This window comes from Parabacteroides sp. Marseille-P3160 (genome assembly GCF_900162725.1).
GTDB lineage: Bacteria > Bacteroidota > Bacteroidia > Bacteroidales > Tannerellaceae > Marseille-P3160.
The window spans coordinates 4,616,870-4,633,460 of sequence record NZ_LT799418.1; the positions used below are offsets into that span (position 1 = coordinate 4,616,870).

13 protein-coding genes are annotated in these 16,591 nt (G+C 47.0%); 6 read left to right on the forward strand and 7 right to left on the reverse strand.

Annotated elements, in window-relative coordinates; all coding sequences use genetic code 11:
- Positions 1-56 precede the first annotated feature (56 nt).
- Together BQ8014_RS18345 and BQ8014_RS18350 are read left to right on the forward strand one after the other, a co-directional pair.
- Complete coding sequence (locus tag BQ8014_RS18345; RefSeq protein ID WP_080905618.1) at positions 57-1,943, forward strand: lamin tail domain-containing protein; 1,887 nt, start codon at positions 57-59, stop codon at positions 1,941-1,943.
- Positions 1,944-2,209: 266 nt separating this feature from the next.
- Entirely contained in the window at positions 2,210-2,752 is a 543-nt protein-coding gene (locus BQ8014_RS18350; protein WP_080905619.1) for a glutathione peroxidase, read from the forward strand.
- Positions 2,753-2,764: 12 nt separating this feature from the next.
- On the opposite strand, the gene BQ8014_RS18355 is transcribed toward BQ8014_RS18350, so the two are convergent.
- From BQ8014_RS18355 to BQ8014_RS18370, 4 genes are all read right to left on the reverse strand, one after another.
- Positions 2,765-4,309 carry a glycoside hydrolase family 10-like protein gene (locus BQ8014_RS18355; protein ID WP_080905620.1) on the reverse strand — a complete coding sequence of 515 codons (1,545 nt, stop codon included), beginning with the start codon at positions 4,307-4,309 and terminating at the stop codon, positions 2,765-2,767.
- A 1-nt stretch (position 4,310) separates the two neighbouring features.
- A complete protein-coding gene (locus BQ8014_RS18360; protein WP_080905621.1) occupies positions 4,311-5,270 on the reverse strand; it encodes a tetratricopeptide repeat protein in 960 nt (319 codons plus the stop codon).
- Positions 5,271-5,291: 21 nt separating this feature from the next.
- Positions 5,292-6,417 (reverse strand): peptide chain release factor 2 gene (gene prfB, locus BQ8014_RS18365; protein WP_139785151.1). Its coding sequence is split into 2 segments (ribosomal slippage): positions 5,292-6,353 and positions 6,355-6,417, totalling 1,125 coding nucleotides; the frame shifts between segments, so codons are not numbered across the junction.
- A 50-nt stretch (positions 6,418-6,467) separates the two neighbouring features.
- Positions 6,468-8,288, reverse strand: a complete 1,821-nt coding sequence (locus BQ8014_RS18370) for an AMP-dependent synthetase/ligase (protein ID WP_080906061.1) — start codon at positions 8,286-8,288, stop codon at positions 6,468-6,470.
- A gap of 193 nt (positions 8,289-8,481) precedes the next feature.
- On the opposite strand from BQ8014_RS18370, the gene BQ8014_RS18375 reads away from it, so the two are divergent.
- Together BQ8014_RS18375 and BQ8014_RS18380 are read left to right on the forward strand one after the other, a co-directional pair.
- Positions 8,482-8,814, forward strand: a complete 333-nt coding sequence (locus BQ8014_RS18375) for a PadR family transcriptional regulator (RefSeq protein ID WP_080905622.1) — start codon at positions 8,482-8,484, stop codon at positions 8,812-8,814.
- Between the two features lie 4 nt (positions 8,815-8,818).
- Positions 8,819-9,919, forward strand: a complete 1,101-nt coding sequence (locus BQ8014_RS18380) for a PspC domain-containing protein (RefSeq protein WP_080905623.1) — start codon at positions 8,819-8,821, stop codon at positions 9,917-9,919.
- A 344-nt stretch (positions 9,920-10,263) separates the two neighbouring features.
- On the opposite strand, the gene BQ8014_RS18385 is transcribed toward BQ8014_RS18380, so the two are convergent.
- From BQ8014_RS18385 to BQ8014_RS18395, 3 genes are all read right to left on the reverse strand, one after another.
- Positions 10,264-10,656 (reverse strand): HIT family protein, encoded by a 393-nt coding sequence (locus BQ8014_RS18385; RefSeq protein ID WP_080905624.1) that lies wholly within the window; start codon positions 10,654-10,656, stop codon positions 10,264-10,266.
- A gap of 12 nt (positions 10,657-10,668) precedes the next feature.
- On the reverse strand, positions 10,669-11,139 hold the full coding sequence (gene greA, locus BQ8014_RS18390) for a transcription elongation factor GreA (RefSeq protein ID WP_080905625.1): 471 nt from the start codon (positions 11,137-11,139) through the stop codon (positions 10,669-10,671).
- Between the two features lie 187 nt (positions 11,140-11,326).
- A complete protein-coding gene (locus tag BQ8014_RS18395; protein ID WP_080905626.1) occupies positions 11,327-12,493 on the reverse strand; it encodes a TlpA disulfide reductase family protein in 1,167 nt (388 codons plus the stop codon).
- A gap of 512 nt (positions 12,494-13,005) precedes the next feature.
- Here BQ8014_RS18395 and pnp point away from each other — a divergent pair.
- Both pnp and BQ8014_RS18405 read left to right on the forward strand, forming a co-directional pair.
- Positions 13,006-15,195 carry a polyribonucleotide nucleotidyltransferase gene (pnp, locus tag BQ8014_RS18400; RefSeq protein ID WP_080905627.1) on the forward strand — a complete coding sequence of 730 codons (2,190 nt, stop codon included), beginning with the start codon at positions 13,006-13,008 and terminating at the stop codon, positions 15,193-15,195.
- A 139-nt stretch (positions 15,196-15,334) separates the two neighbouring features.
- A complete protein-coding gene (locus BQ8014_RS18405) occupies positions 15,335-16,591 on the forward strand; it encodes a peptidase U32 family protein (RefSeq protein WP_080905628.1) in 1,257 nt (418 codons plus the stop codon).

Below are 16,591 nucleotides of genomic sequence, written 5' to 3' on the forward strand. Positions count from 1 at the left end.
CAGGCCTTTTTGTTTGAGAGTGCGAAGATACGAATTTATACCAAATATCTTATACTATGAAAGCGATACTATTAAACTGTTTGTTCTCTTTTCTTTTTACTTTTTCCTTATCCGCCCAATTCATCGAAGACTTCGACGGACCGTTACCCGATTCGAAATATCCCTGGCAAACGGACAGCAACCGGTTTTTCATCAATGATTCCGGGCAGTTGCAATTCACCTCTCCCAAAGGAAAGGCGGGAGAAGATGTCATTCAGGTCCCGACTACTTATTCGCCGGACATGACCTGGATGTTCGATGTTCAATTAGATTTTAATCCAAGCAATAAAAACAACTTATTGATCTATCTCTATTCAACGAATCCGGAAAGCAACCAAACCATCTACTATGTACAAGTTGGAAATAATGACGGACAAATATCCCTCTATGAATGGGAAAAGAGTAAAAAACCATGCATCAGCGGGAGAAAAGGATTGCTCGAACAAATAGCTACAACGGTCCGTATTGTCGTCACGCTGGAAAATAATAGAATCTGGACTCTTTATACCTGCAGGGCTGGAGAAAAGGACTTTACAAGGGAAGGCAGCCATACAAACCCTTTGACCGGTCTCAGGGAAGGAGGCAAGCTCAATATGACTTTCCGGTATGTAAAAGCGCGAATCTCCACATTCTTCATTGACCGCATCCGGGTATATAACAAATTAACGGAACTACCCGATATTTCCGATTTACCCCTTTCTCCCTCAACGGAAGAACCGGAGCCAACCGAACCGGAAATTCCTTCGGATTTACCCGAATTAATCGGCCTCGAACCGCTCAGCAACACCGAAATCCAATTTATCTTTTCCGCTCCGGTAGACATGATGGAGGCTACCTTCTCCGTCTCCGGCATAGGCGACGCCATACGGAAGACATACGGCGCAACGCAGGCCATCGTCAACACCCGTTTCCCGGCTCCTTTAGTGTTGGGAAATGAATATACGATCGGTTGGAGCGGATTAAAGGATATGGAAGGGCATTCCATTCCGAACGACTCATGGGACGTTGTTTTCGAAGCGGAGGAAGGAGACGAACCCGGAGAACCCCAAGAGCCGGAAAACCCGGAACCGGCTCCGGTCTTGCCGGGACAGATTATTTTCAATGAAGTCCTGCCGAATCCTTTCGCCGGAGGAAGCGAATACATTGAGTTATATAACCGCTCAGCAAAAACATTGTCATTAAACGGCCTGACTGTCGCGACCCGGAAAAGCGACGGCAGCATCGGTCCCCGTTATCCGCTAGCCAGCCTGACGGACTCCCTCCTCCCCGGCGGATATGCATTGTTGACTAAAAGCGCTTCCGGCGTCACCGCTTTCTACGCCATCCTGTCGCCCGAATCCGTGCATGAGATAAAGCTTCCGGTCTTGGCCAACACCTCGTCCACCCTGCTTCTTTTCCGAAGTGAAGGCGAAGAAATGATCGACCAACTCAATTATTCATCCAAATGGCACACCACTCCGGTCAAAGACGCGAAAGGTGTGTCCCTCGAGCGTATCGACCCCGATAAAGAGACGCAAGACGCTTCGAACTGGATTTCCGCCACGGCCGCTTCCGGATACGGCACGCCAGGCTATCAGAACTCGGCAGAAGAAGGCAGCCCCGTCGAAGCTCCGTCGGCCAACGAGCCGGTCAGTTGGTATGAAGCCGAAGGCAAAATCGGCCTGCGCTATAGCGTGGACAAGCCCGACTATCATTGTAAGGCTTTCATTTACGACTTATCAGGGCGCCGGATAGCGACCCTGCCGGAACAAATCCTGCAGGATACGGTGGGCGTTCTCCTTTGGGACGACAGCGCTTTCGACGATTTTTCACTTCCTGGGTTCTATCTTTTCCGGGCCGAGCTCTGCCATCCCGAGTCAAAAAGGTTGGTTTATCATAAACTATTCCCGCATATACGGAAATAGGTCCGAATCTCTACTGTCAATCAGTAGCAGTAGAGCAATCGCTACATAGTGATTTATAAATATGCATCAGGGAAAACTCTTAGATTTGCACAATAGAATATAACCAATTGTTCTACCTTGGTTAGCCTGGTGACTGACCAAGGTTGGTCACCAGGTTAACCTTGGTTGACCACCTGGCTGACCTTGGTCGAAAATAGAATCACCACAGCTAAAACTGTTTGCTTATCTCCGATGTTATTATAAAGTAACTATAATACGAATCAAAAATGAAATCATTCCTGCTTTCTTTCATTTTCTTTCTGAGTTGTATCGGTTTGACAGCGCAGGAGAAAACACTCTATGACTTCAAAGTGAAGGATATAGACGGTAATGCGTTCGATTTATCAAGTCTTAAAGGGAAAAAAGTACTCATTGTCAACGTTGCGTCAAAATGCGGATTGACTCCCCAGTACGCACAGTTGGAAGAATTGTATAAGAAATACAAAGACCAGAACTTCGTCATCCTCGGCTTCCCCAGCAACGATTTTAAGGGGCAGGAACCAGGGACGAATGCGGAGATCAAAGAGTTTTGTTCGCTTAATTACGGTGTCACCTTCCCGATCATGGATAAGGTCACGGTGGTAGGAGAAAAGAAAATTCCCCTCTATCAATGGCTGACAGAGAAATCAAAGAACGGACTGCTGGATGCGGAGGTACAATGGAACTTCCAGAAATTCATGATCGACGAAAACGGACATCTGGCCGGCTTTGTGCCCCCGAAAGAAAGTCCGCTTTCCGACAAGATCGTTCAATGGGTTGAAAGGAAGTAAAAACGGTTTTTACTACAGTTTTACCTTCTTTCCTTTTCCCTTCAGGCTCTCATTATGGAAACGATCGACTGCCGTCACCACATAATGGAAGGTGTGGTTGTGATCGTTTTTGTCGTAAGGGACAAAATAATGCAGATTACGCGTAGTCGCCACGATATGCGCCGGGTTGGAAAGATCGATCGGTTCGCCTTTCCCGAAGCGGTAGATGACAAAGTAACGCGCCAGTTCGGGATTGAGCTCGCTCTGTTCCGCTTGCCAGTGCAATAGGTAGCCTTCCGGCGTCCATTCCCCCTTCAATTTCTTCACTTCCTCCGGAGGACGATTGTGCAGATGCGTGTAAGCCGGGATCAAAGCCGGATACCGGTGGTAATTTTGCCGTAAACTATCCGCCACGCCGCCATTGTTCCATAATAGTTCATTGGCTGGCCAGAAGCAATGCCCGCTTATATTCAACTGGCTTCGTTCCTGGCGCATTTTTTGCGTCAGTTGCCGTGCCTTCATCGTTCGCGCCACGTCCTGACCGACATAGAGAGGCCTGCCGTTCGTATGTTTGTTCCACCATTCCAGCAGAGTCGTGTAATCGGCAGCCGAATGCCCGATCTCCCAATAGATCTGCGGCATCGTGTAATCAATCCATCCCTGTTTTGCCCAATAGGTAATGTCGGCATAAAGATCGTCGTAATTCTGCAAGCCGTTCGTTTCGCTTCCGGAACCGTCCGGGGTGCTTTTCTTGTTCCTGTAAATGCCGAACGGACTGATGCCGAAGCGCACCCAAGGCTTGACCAACAGGATGGTACGTTTCAGCTCCCGGATCAATTGGTTGACATTTTCGCGTCGCCAATCTCCCCGTTGCGATTCCTTATACCCTTTGGAAAGCCCGTATTGATAGAAACTCTCGTCATCAGGGAATGACAATCCCGGCGCCGGGTAGGGATAAAAATAATCATCCATATGAATGGCGTCTACGTCATAACGCAAGACTATATCGCGGACAACCGAGCAAATAAACTGGCGGGATTCGGGCCTTCCCGGGTCGAACAGTATCTGCTTGTTATATTCCACAAACCATTCCGGATGACGATAATAGACATGGGAAGGCGCGAAATCCGTACGTCCTCCCGTACTAACCCGGTAGGGATTCAACCAGGCATGGAACTCCATGTTCCGCCGGTGGCATTCTTCGATCAGGAAGGCCATCGGATCGAAACCACCTTCCGGAGCGACTCCCTGCTCGCCGGTGAAAAAACGGCTGTATGGTTCGAGTTCGGAATGATAGAAGGCGTCCGCCTCGGGACGTACCTGGAAAATAATGGCATTGATTCCGCAAGATTGCAGATAGTCCAGCTTCCGCATGAAGCTCTTCTTCATCTCGGCCGGGCTCATGGACTGGTATTCGCTTTGGAAAGCGGTCTGTATCCAGGCTCCGCGGAATTCATGTTTAGCGTCTTTTCCCCTCTCCGGAGAGACCGGCTGGCGACGCGTGGCACAAGAGGTAATGACAAAAAGAAAAAGAGCAACCCATAGAAGGCTTTGGATTTTACCTGACACTCGCCTCATCTCAATAAATTCCTCCTTTATATAGTTCGTTAACATTCAGCGGTTCGCTCTGCTCATCCGCGCCATGCGCTTTTTCCGCCAGTTCCTTTGCCTTCTGCCGATCTTCGGAGGCTTCGGAAGCATTCCCTTTCAAATCATGCACTTCCGCCCTTCTCAGGTAGGCCTGGATAAAATCGGGATTTATATCAACGGCGTCATTATACAGCTCGAGCGCTTCCTCCAACCGTCCCTGATCGACCAACAGTTCACCGACCAAAAGGGTTGCATCCCGATTGAAAGGATTCAGGTCGAGTACCTGCCGGTAATTCGCTTCCGCTTTCTCCGGTTGTTCGATGCTATGGAAGATCTTTCCTTTCAGCAGGAAAGCGGCCTCTTCCTCCGGAGTAATCGAAAGTACTTTCTCAACGTCGGCCAACGCCTTATCGGCCAACTCCTGCGAAAGCAAAACCTCCGAACGGAGCAGATACGCATCCGCAAAATCATCCTTCAGCTCCAGGCAATGGGTCAAGTCGGAAAGCGCTTCCACTGGAGAGCCCGTCAACTTACCCGCCTTGCCTTTCAGGAAATAGGCCAGATAATTGTCCGGGGCAAAGCTCAAAATATCATTGCATTCGGAAAGGGCGTCCGCCGGACGATCCAGAAGGAGCAGGAGATTGATCCGCATCGTCCGCCCCATAAGGTTTTGCGGTTCGAGCACGACCATCCTTCCGGTCGCATCCAAAGCTTTCTCCAATTCATGCGACTGCGTAAGGGCAGAAGCAAGAAAGCCCAGCGTCTCGTAATCCTCCTCGATCAGCAGCGCCTGTTCGTAGCATTTGATTGCATAAGCAATCTGTCCCATTTGTTGCGCCCTGACTCCATCGTATTTAAATACATCAAAGTTCTTCTGATTATTCTCCTTTTCTTCCTCCTCCGTATCCTTCGGTGAGGCAGAAAACAATGATTTAAAGAAATTTCCCATGCCTGTCTCCCTCTTTTTATTTTATTTTTCGGCGGCTTCCTGACCGGCAAATTCCATGAGATAGGCCTTGATAAAGCCATCGATCTTACCGTCCATCACTCCGGTGACATCCGAAGTCTGGTAGTTTGTCCGGTGATCTTTTACCCGCCGGTCGTCAAAAACGTAACTACGTATCTGGGAGCCCCATTCAATCTTTTTCTTATTGCTTTCCACCTTTTCCTTCTCAGCCAACCGGCGTTTCAGTTCCATATCATAGAGCATGGAACGCAAAAGGCGCATTGCATTTTCACGGTTATCCAACTGGGAACGGCTTTCGGTATTCTCTATCAGAATCTCACGGGTTTCGCCGGTATCCGGATCCTTATAGTTATAACGTATCCGGACGCCGGTTTCCACTTTGTTCACATTCTGCCCGCCGGCACCTCCTGAACGGAAAGTGTCCCAAGTATAGTCCGCCGGATTGATATCTATTTCAATCGTATCGTCAACAAGAGGAGTCACAAAGACGGAGGCAAAAGAGGTCATCCGCTTCCCTTGCGCATTATAGGGTGAGACGCGCACCAAGCGGTGTACACCGTTCTCTCCTTTGAGATAACCATAAGCATAGTCGCCTTCCAACTGCATGGTAACCGATTTGATTCCGGCTTCGTCTCCTTCCTGCAAATTATTAATGGTCACTTTATAACCGTTGGCTTCCGCCCAACGCATATACATACGCATTAACATGGAAGCCCAGTCCTGGCTTTCGGTCCCTCCGGCTCCCGAATTGATTTTGAGTACGCAACTCATCTGGTCGGCTTCCTCCCGGAGCATGTTACGAAACTCCAGATTCTCGACTAAGGCAAGGGTATGCTTGTAGGTCGTTTCGACTTCTTCCTCCGAAAGAATGCCTTCTTTGGAGTATTCGAATGCCAGATTCAGTTCCTCGGCCGAATCGGAAACCTCTTTATATAATTCGATCCACTTTTTCAGGTCTTTCACAACCTTCATCTGTGTTTCGGCACGCTTGGCGTCTTCCCAAAAACCGGGATCCTGGGTGCGAAGCTCTTCTTCTTCTAATTGGATTTTCTTATTATCGATGTCAAAGGTACCTCCCCAGCGCTTCACTGCGCTCCAACACATCGTGTAGTTGGTCTACTGTAATCATAATTCGTTTCTTTTTTAATTTGATGCAAAAGTAGCTTTTTCTTCTCTCTTTCAAAAGTCCTTTTCCACATACATGGCATCTATTTTATCTTTATATCGTTGGGCGATCACATTGCGGCGCAATTTAAGAGTATCGGTCAGCTCTCCTTTTTCCATAGAAAACGGCTCCGGCAATAGCGTAAACCGTTTTATCTTTTCATAAGTGGCGAAATCTTTCTGGTATCCCTCGATCCGGGAAAAAATCATCCGGTAGATCGCCTCCTTGGATATCAAATCAGCGCGGCCTTCATATTCGATACCATGTTCTTTGGCATATGCTTCCAGATCAGGAAAAGAAGGCACGATCAGGGCGCTCACAAATTTGCGTTCATCGGCAATTACAGCGATCTGCTCGATATAGGTATCCCCGCTAAAGCTCATTTCGATTACCTGGGGGGCGATATATTTTCCATTCGAAGTCTTATATAAATCCTTAATCCTTTCCAGGAAATAAAGGGTATCACCTTCCAGCCGGCCTGCATCACCCGTACGGAAAAAGCCGTCTTCCGTAAAAGCTTTCGCTGTTTCCGCCGGCTTTTTGTAATACTCTTTCGTTACCGTCTCCCCTTTTACCAGGATTTCATTCGTTTCCGGATCGATTTTCACCTGGATATCCGGCATAATCGTACCGATGGAGCCGATCGTATAGTTTTTCTCGGGAAAGCAACAAACAGTTGCTGTCGTTTCCGACAAACCATATCCGTAAACGATCGGAATATCGACCGAAATCAGGAACTCGGCGATTGTGTTGGACAAGGGCGCACCGGCTACCGGAAAAGCATTTCCTTTCTCCAATCCAAGCACTTTCTTCAAAAGAAGAAATACAGAGTGTTTGTAAAGGTAAAACTTGAATGCCAGACCGAAGGGGGCGGAAATACCCAACCGGCGATAGTTCAGATTATACTCCTTTCCTGTCTGTATCGCATTTAAAAACAGCTTCTGCATGATCTTGCCCGAATGTTCTATCTTCTGGTTCACTCCTGTATAGACTTTCTCCCAAAAACGGGGAACATTGCACATCAGCGTCGGATGGATTTCCTTCAAGGTACGCTGTATTTGATGCGGATCCTGATTAATCGCTACCCTGACTCCTTTATGCAGGCAATAAAAGACCCATGTCTTCTCAAAAACGTGGGTAAGGGGAAGGAAAGAGACCGTAAGGTCCTTGTCCGTCACATAAGTCAGCCGTATGTCATGGATACGCATAGCTTCAAGGTAATTACGATGCGTTATCACCACCCCTTTAGGCTCTCCGGTCGTTCCCGAAGTATAAATAAGGGTGGCGATATCGTCCGGTTCGGCTTGTACGGCCCGCGCATTTGCCAGGCTTTCGGCGCTTCCATTAATACCTAAGCGGATAAAATCCTCAAAATAAATGGAGGTTGTATCGTCAGGATATATCTTGACGGAAGGATCAAAGATAATTAATCGCTTTAATATGCCACCGTTCTCTTTTTGTACCTTAAAGGCATTATTATATTGCAGTTGCTGACCAACAAATAAAAAATGGATATTGGCATCTTTTACGATATATTCGACCTGTTTAAATGAACTGGTTGCATACATCGGAACAGTGACTGCACGGTTCCGGAAGGCTCCGAAATCTATATAGAGACACTGGGGCATGTTCTGTGAATAAACCCCGATATTCTCCTTTGCTTCAATTCCGTACTCGGCCATTGCCTGGGAAGTACAAAGAATTCTTTCGGCAAACTGTAACCACGAGATCTTTATCCATTTACCCGTCGCGTCATCTCTTTGTTTCAAAGCTGTCCGGGAGCCGTACTTTTCCGCTTGTCGGAAAATTAGTTCTGCAAAATGATAATTCCTCATATTGTCCTGTATTTGGTAAATACAAAAATACACTTTTAAACCTAATCCCGGGTTATCTCTCCATGTATTAAAGGTCATTTTCAAAGAAAAACACTCAAAACTCTTCTTTTATAGTTAATATAAATTAAATATCAGTAGCATGTATTGCATAGTACAATAGTAATGCATATTTTTGCATCAAAAGAATAAAGAGATGAATGCGGAAAATGTAAAATCACAGATGAGAAAGGGAGCATTGGAATATTGCATCCTTTTACTTCTCAAAAAAGAACCGGCTTACACTTCCGATATTATACAGAAGTTACAAGAAGCAAAATTAATCGTGGTAGAAGGGACTCTCTATCCTCTTTTAACCCGGTTAAAAAACAGCGAACTTCTGGCATATCAGTGGGTGGAATCAACGCAGGGCCCTCCACGGAAATACTACCAATTAACCGAAAAGGGAGAAGACTTCCTGAAGGAATTGGAGATATCCTGGCAAGAATTGAATGAGACAATCGCCCATATAAAACAAGTAAATCCATAAATAAATGAAGAAGACTCTAACTGTCAATTTAGGAGGAAGCGTTTTCAATATAGATGAAGATGCTTATGAGTTGTTAGATAAATATTTAACAAACCTGCGAATACACTTCCGCAAGGAAGAAGGCTCGGATGAAATCATGAATGATTTCGAATCCCGCATCTCGGAACTGCTGGGAGAGAGGAAGCGCCTCGGCTACGAAGTGATCAATATCGGCCATGTGGAGGACGTAATCAAACGGATGGGAAGCCCCGAAGAAATCTTTGAGGAAGGCAATCCTCATGCCGAAAAGGATATTCCCTTGGAAGAAGAAGGAGACGAAACGGGAAAGAAAAAGAAAAAGCGGTTGATGAGGGACAGCGAAGACCGGATCTTAGGAGGAGTAGCCAGCGGGATCGCCGCCTACCTGAACATCGATCCGACAGCCGTCCGTCTGGCTTTAATCCTGCTTTTATTCATTCCTTATATACCGGTTGTGATTCCTTATTTAATCTTATGGCTTGTCATGCCACTTGCACAGACGGCAACCGACCGGCTCATCATGAGAGGGAAGAGCGTCAACCTGCAGAACATAGGGAAAAGCGTGACCGATGGCTTTGAGAAAACGTCGGCACAGATCAACGACTATATCAGTTCGGACAAACCGAGAACAACTCTTCAAAAATTCGCGGACTTCCTTGTCACTTTCGTCGGCGTACTACTGAAGGTCTTCGCGATCATTATCGGCATAATTTTGCTTCCGGTGCTTGTCCTTGTTATTTTCGTCCTTTTCATTGTCATTTTCGCTTTATTTGCCGGTGGAGCCGGAGCTTTGATCGGTACCTTACCCTTCATCGGCCCCGAGATCAATTTCATCACCGCAGTCCCGACCTATTTGACAGTGCTAGGCAGTATCGGAGCCATTCTCCTACTGGGTATCCCGGTTATCGCCCTGATCTACCTCTTGTGCGGCAAGATATTCAAGCTCAGTCCGATGCCCAATCCGGCGAAATGGATTCTTCTCGGCCTCTGGATCGTATCGCTCATCCTATGCCTGGTATATGCCTACCATGTGGGATACCCACCTCATTGGGGGCATATAGACTGGCTCCCCTGGTCGATCATATAAAATAAAAGATCTTAATTATTTGTTTCTATAATTAATTGTTTGGATGAAGGCTGTACTGTTAGGTGCAGCCTTTGTTATTTCATAAAGTCCTCTTTCCAACTGCCATCCCCAGCCCAGTCAAACCAATCGTTTTATCCTTCACCATCCTTTATAGTTCATAGTACATGGTTCGTCTAAAAACTAAGAAGGCCGCTCTGTCTCAGAGGGGCCATTCTCCTAAGGTTAACAAATTATGAGTAAAAACCACTAATGAATATTTACCTTACCCCTTCCTAATCATGATGAAGAGGGAAGGGCTACAAAGATAATTAAACAAATTGTGTTCTCACTCTCTTTATCCTAATTTATATGAATTTACGTATTTTCTCGGCAGTCCGAGCCAATTCTTCAGGCGTCACTTTCAGTTTTTCATTTCCAAAAAACATATCCGATTCCTTATTAATCGGAACCAGATGGATATGAGCGTGAGGTACTTCCAGGCCAAAAACAGCCAACCCTATTCGTTTGCAAGGAATTGCCGACTGAAGTGCCCTTGCAACCTGCTTGGCAAAAATAATCATGTGTTGCAGGCGCTCGTCATCCAAGTCAAAAATATAATCGACTTCCTGTTTTGGAACCACCAGCGTATGCCCTTCGACTAACGGACTGATATCCAGAAAGGCGAAGAACTCTTCATTTTCCGCAATTTTATGGCAGGGTATTTCACCAGCCACGATACGACTAAAAATTGTTGCCATCTTTCCTTACCTTTAAATAGATATATCCAGTACCTCAAAACTCATAACGCCGGAAGGGACTTTGATGTCGACCACATCCCCTACCTTTTTCCCGATCAACCCTTTAGCTATCGGCGTACTGATTGCGATCTTATTCTCTTTCAAGTTCGCTTCGGAATCTGAAACCAATGTATAGGTCATTTTCATATTGTTTTTCCTGTTTTTCAGCGTTACCTTATTCATGATCTGAATCGCATCCGTTTTAATCCGCGATTCGTCAATGAGTCGGGCATTCGAGATGAGCGCTTTCAACTGTGCGAGCTTTGCCTCCATCATACCTTGCGCCTCTTTGGCCGCATCATATTCTGCGTTTTCAGATAGATCTCCTTTTTCTCTCGCTTCAGCAATTTGTGCGGAGATTTCCGGACGTTTGATTGTTTCCAGATAATTAATCTCCTCCAGAATCTTGTTGTAACCTTCTTCGGTCATATAAGAAACAGCCATAATTAACCCTCCTTATTTATAATTAGTTAGTTCGTTATACATGCAATAAAAAAAGAATCCCGACCAACGTTATGGCCGGAACTCTTTATATTCTATTATGTGGGCAAATATACAAGAAGGTTTTGTCAGATGCAAATTTCCGATGCTGCTTTATAACATCCCCTCAGGCCTTCGCCCGGTCATCCAATCACAATAATTTTTGGATATCGGCATCAATCGTATTGATTGCATCAATGCGCTTGGTCATGTTTCCTTTGCGATCCAGGAGGAAAAGAGCGGGAAGCTTCTTGACATTATAGAGCGCCGCAATTTGGGAATAGACGGACTCCGGATCGCGCACGCATATCCATGGCTGGTTGACAGCGACATTTTTCCAGTAATGCAGATCATTATCAAGGGAAACCTGGTAAATCTCAAGCCCTTTTCCCTTGTATTTGTTGTAAATATCCCGCAGGGTTATATTCAATTCCCCCGACCATTCGGTCTGGTAAGCGGTAAAATTAACCAAGACAACTTTCCCCTCCCCGGAAACGGAAGAAAGGGAAATCTGGGAGCCGTCCAACGTCGGCAGGTTGATATCAAGGAAACCGATCTCTTTTGCCTCCACTTTGGAGAGATCCATTTGCCTGTCCCGGGCCGCACGGGTGACTTTGATCGACTGCAAGGCCAGATTCTTCAGATGCTTCGAGCGAGGGCTTTCAGGATAAAAATGATCATAACTGGTCGCCACCGCCCCGAAGGATTTGGAATCGGTGCGGTCATACAAGTCGAAGAACAGTAATCCGTCGACCTTCTGAAACAGAGCGAAATAAGCAGCCGTAGACATGGGAGCGCTATAAATAAAGCGGCGGGCGGTCTCTTTATAAGTTTCCACCGCAGCCAAGACTTTGCGTTGATAAGTCGTATCAGCTATCAGTTTTTCTTCATAGTCTTTCCGCAACCGGCTGATTGTCTGGTTCGCATCCAGTTGGGCCAATGTAATTTCTTTGATCGCCTTGCTGTTTTCTGAGCCTTCTATCGTGTAAGAAGTGGAGAAGGTACCGCCATCCGCCTGTATTGTGATCGTTTCGGTCGAATCCACGGCAAAATTGATTAAATTTCCGTTTAACCGCAAGCGGTAAAAGTCGGGATATTCCGGATGATGTTGCCTGAAAGAAAACTTTCCTCCGGTGGGCAGTTTCATCGAATCTAAGGTTATTACACTGGAAAGCCCTACATTCTCAAGATACAAAAGCTGGCCATCAGCACCGGTGACAACCCCCTTGACCTTAAAATCAGAAGAGCGGCTACAAGCGGAAAGCAGCAGCAGCAAAACACTACATGCCAGCAGTAGGCGATTGGGTATTTGTTTCATATACAGTATATAAAAAGCAATCTTTTATTTCAAAATATCTTTAACAGATGCAAATATAATTTATTTATTACAAAAGCAGATACATCGTTATAGATAAATACGGGAAATTCTATCAAAAATTGTACAACACCTCAAGTTTTTTCTTACCGATTACCCGTCTGGTGCGCCTAAATAATTTTTCACACCTGATGGCCCTCGTGAACGACCTGAGTCAAACAAAGCATAGGGCGCATATCCACATAAAAATCAGCCTACAGCAACACCCTTTTCCTACTGTAAATCAACAAAAGTGAAACTCCCGTATATTTGTCTGTCTTGACAGACTTACCAAATGGCGGGCGTACTGAATCGATTGGAAAAACAAAAAAAAGAAAATATCCGGATTATCACGTTCAATCAACCGTTTTTTTCATCCACAAGGCTGTAAATCTTTCGCTTTTCTATTTATATTCAGCAAACATTCACTACCTTTGCCCGAATTTAGATAGATAGAAAAAGAAAAAAAGATTATTATGCTTAATCCAATTAACAAGACGATCGAGTTAGGGGATGGAAGGACCATCACCATCGAGACCGGGAAATTGGCAAAACAGGCAGACGGCGCCGTCACCGTGCGAATGGGGAATACCGTTTTACTTGCTACTGTTTGTGCCGCAAAGGATGCAAATCCCGGGGTTGATTTTATGCCGCTACAGGTGGAATACAAAGAGAAGTTTTCTGCGATAGGACGTTTTCCGGGCGGGTTTACGAGAAGAGAAGGAAAAGCGTCGGATTATGAAGTTTTAACGTCACGTTTGGTTGACCGGGTACTCCGTCCTTTGTTCCCAGATAATTATCATGCAGAGGTTTTTGTCAACATCATCCTGTTCTCAGCAGATAACGAAGATATGCCGGACGCTTTGGCCGGACTGGCCGCATCTGCTGCTCTGGCGGTTTCGGACATCCCTTTCAACGGCCCGATATCCGAAGTGCGTGTCGCCCGAGTCAATGGGAAATTCCTGGTTAATCCTACTTCCTCCGAATTGGAAAAAGCCGACATAGACATAATGGTAGGGGCAACCATCGACAACATCATGATGGTAGAAGGAGAAATGGCCGAAGTGCAGGAATCCGAAATGCTGGAAGCCATCAAGATAGCTCACGAGGCGATCAAGGTTCAATGCCGGGCACAGATCGAACTGACGCAAGCCTGCGGAAAAACGGTGAAACGCACCTATAATCACGAAGAAAACGACGAAGATTTACGTAAAGACGTTCATGACAAATGCTATGCCAAGGCCTATGCCATTGCGGTTTCAGGAACAGGGAAGCAGGAACGCACCGAAGCCTTCGAAGCAATCGTAGCGGAATATAAGACTCAATTTTCGGAAGAAGACCTGGCGGCAAAAGAAGCGATGATCGACCGCTATTACCACGACGTGGAAAAAGAGGCTATGCGCCGCGCCATCCTTGACGAAGGGAAACGCCTCGACGGCCGTAAAACGACCGAAATCCGCCCGATCTGGATCGAAACGGACTATCTGCCGGGGCCTCACGGATCGGCCATCTTTACCCGCGGTGAAACGCAGGCGTTGGCGACGGTTACTTTGGGTACCAAATCCGACGAAAAGCTGGTAGACGACGTATTGAATTACGGAAAAGAAAGATTCCTTTTACACTACAATTTTCCTCCGTTCTCTACCGGAGAAGCAAAAGCGTCGCGCGGAGTCGGACGCCGGGAAATCGGCCATGGAAACCTGGCCCACCGCGCTTTGAAGCGCATGATCCCGGAGAACTATCCGTATGTGGTTCGCGTCATTTCCGACATTTTGGAATCGAACGGTTCTTCTTCCATGGCTACCGTTTGCGCAGGAACACTTGCTCTGATGGATGCCGGCGTGGCAATCAAGAAACCGGTATCCGGTATTGCGATGGGATTGATTTCCGAAAACAAGGGAACCAATTATGCAATCCTTTCCGACATCTTGGGAGATGAAGACCATTTAGGCGACATGGACTTCAAGGTAACAGGCACGAAGGACGGCATCACCGCCACCCAGATGGACATCAAGGTGGACGGATTATCTTATGAAATCCTTGAAAATGCTTTGGCGCAGGCAAAAGCAGGACGTCTCCATATCTTAAATAAAATCACGGAAGCGCTTCCCGCTCCACGTCCGGATCTGAAACCTCATGCCCCGCGTATCGAGACCATGACGATCGGTAAGGAGTTCATCGGCGCCATCATCGGCCCGGGCGGAAAAATCATTCAAGGTATTCAGGAAAAGACCGGAGCTACGGTTAATATCGAGGAAATCGACGGCGTCGGCAAAATCGAGATCTCCGGAACCAATAAGAGCACGATCGATGCGGCCATCAGGGCAATCAAAGGCATCGTTGCGGTACCGGAAATCGGCGAAGTGTACGAAGGGAAAATCTCCTCTGTCATGCCCTACGGAGCATTTGTAGAATTCATGCCAGGCAAGGACGGCTTGCTGCACATTTCGGAAATCGACTGGAAACGGCTGGAAACAGTAGAAGAATCCGGGCTCAAGGAAGGCGATACGATCGAAGTCAAGCTCGTGGATATCGATCCGAAGACCGGCAAGTTCAAGTTATCCCGTAAAGTTCTGCTTCCGAAGCCGGAAGGTTACGAAGAACGTCCTCCCAGAGCGCCGCGCCCTCACGGAAACGGACAAAACAACAATGCCAATCGCAGATAAAACGGTGATTCACCGATAGAAATCGAGCGGAGGGTTCTCAAAAGAGGACTTTCCGCTTTTTTATTTCTTCCCGCTGCTTCTCGCTCGACTCGAAAAGAAGCGCTATCTTTGTAGCCGGTTAGAACGAGTGAGTTGCTACATGCATAAGAAAGAAGAATTTGAAATCATGTCGCCTGTCGGTTCCTATGAATCGTTGATGGCGGCCATACAAGGGGGTGCCGGTTCCATCTATTTTGGTATCGAGGGGCTGAATATGCGTTCACGCTCTTCGAATAATTTCACGACCGAGGATTTACGGAAGATCGCATCCATTTGCCGCGAGCATGGGCTAAAAAGCTACTTGACGGTCAACACCGTCATCTACGAGGACGATCTGTCGCTGATGCGCAAGATTATCGACGCGGCCAGAGAAGCGGAAGTCTCCGCCATTATTGCGGCTGACGTGGCGGCAATGAACTATGCCAACGAAGCCGGCGTCGAAGTACATCTATCCACCCAGCTGAATATTACCAATATCGAAGCGCTGAAGTTCTACGCCCGCTTTGCCGACGTAGTTGTATTGGCGCGCGAACTCAACCTGGACCAGGTGAGCGAAATCCACCGGAAGATCATTGAGCAACAGATCAAGGGGCCGAAGGGGGAACTGATCCGCATCGAAATGTTTGCGCACGGAGCTTTATGCATGGCTGTCTCCGGCAAATGCTACCTGAGCCTGCATGAGATGGACGCCTCCGCAAACCGGGGGGCCTGCAACCAGATCTGCCGCCGGGCTTATACGGTGAAGGACAAAGACAGTTCGATCGAGCTGGATATCGAGAACCAATACATCATGTCGCCGAAAGACTTGAAGACGATCCATTTCATGAATAAAATGATGGATGCCGGCGTCCGGGTCTTCAAGATCGAAGGACGCGCCCGCGGGCCGGAATACGTCCGCTTGGTTACCGCCTGCTATAAAGAGGCGGTCGAGGCTTATTGCGAAGGGACTTTCAACGAAGAAAAGATAGCCGTTTGGGACGAACGGCTGGCAAGAGTCTTCAACCGCGGCTTCTGGGATGGCTATTACCTCGGGCAACGGCTAGGGGAATGGACCAGCCAGTACGGTTCCAGTGCTACCCGGAAAAAGGTATATGTCGCCAAAGGCATTAAATATTTCAGTGGCCTGCAGGTAGCTGAATTCGAAATGGAATCGGGCTCGCTGAAAGCCGGAGACGAAATCCTCATTACCGGTCCGACTACCGGTGCGATTTTCCACACTATCGACGAAATACGCGTAAACCTGCAACCTGTGAAGGAAACGGTCAAAGGGGAGCGTTTCTCCTTTAAAATCGGGCAAAAACTACGCCCTTCCGACCGCCTTTATAAAATGGTTTCTACTCATACTTCCAACAATTAA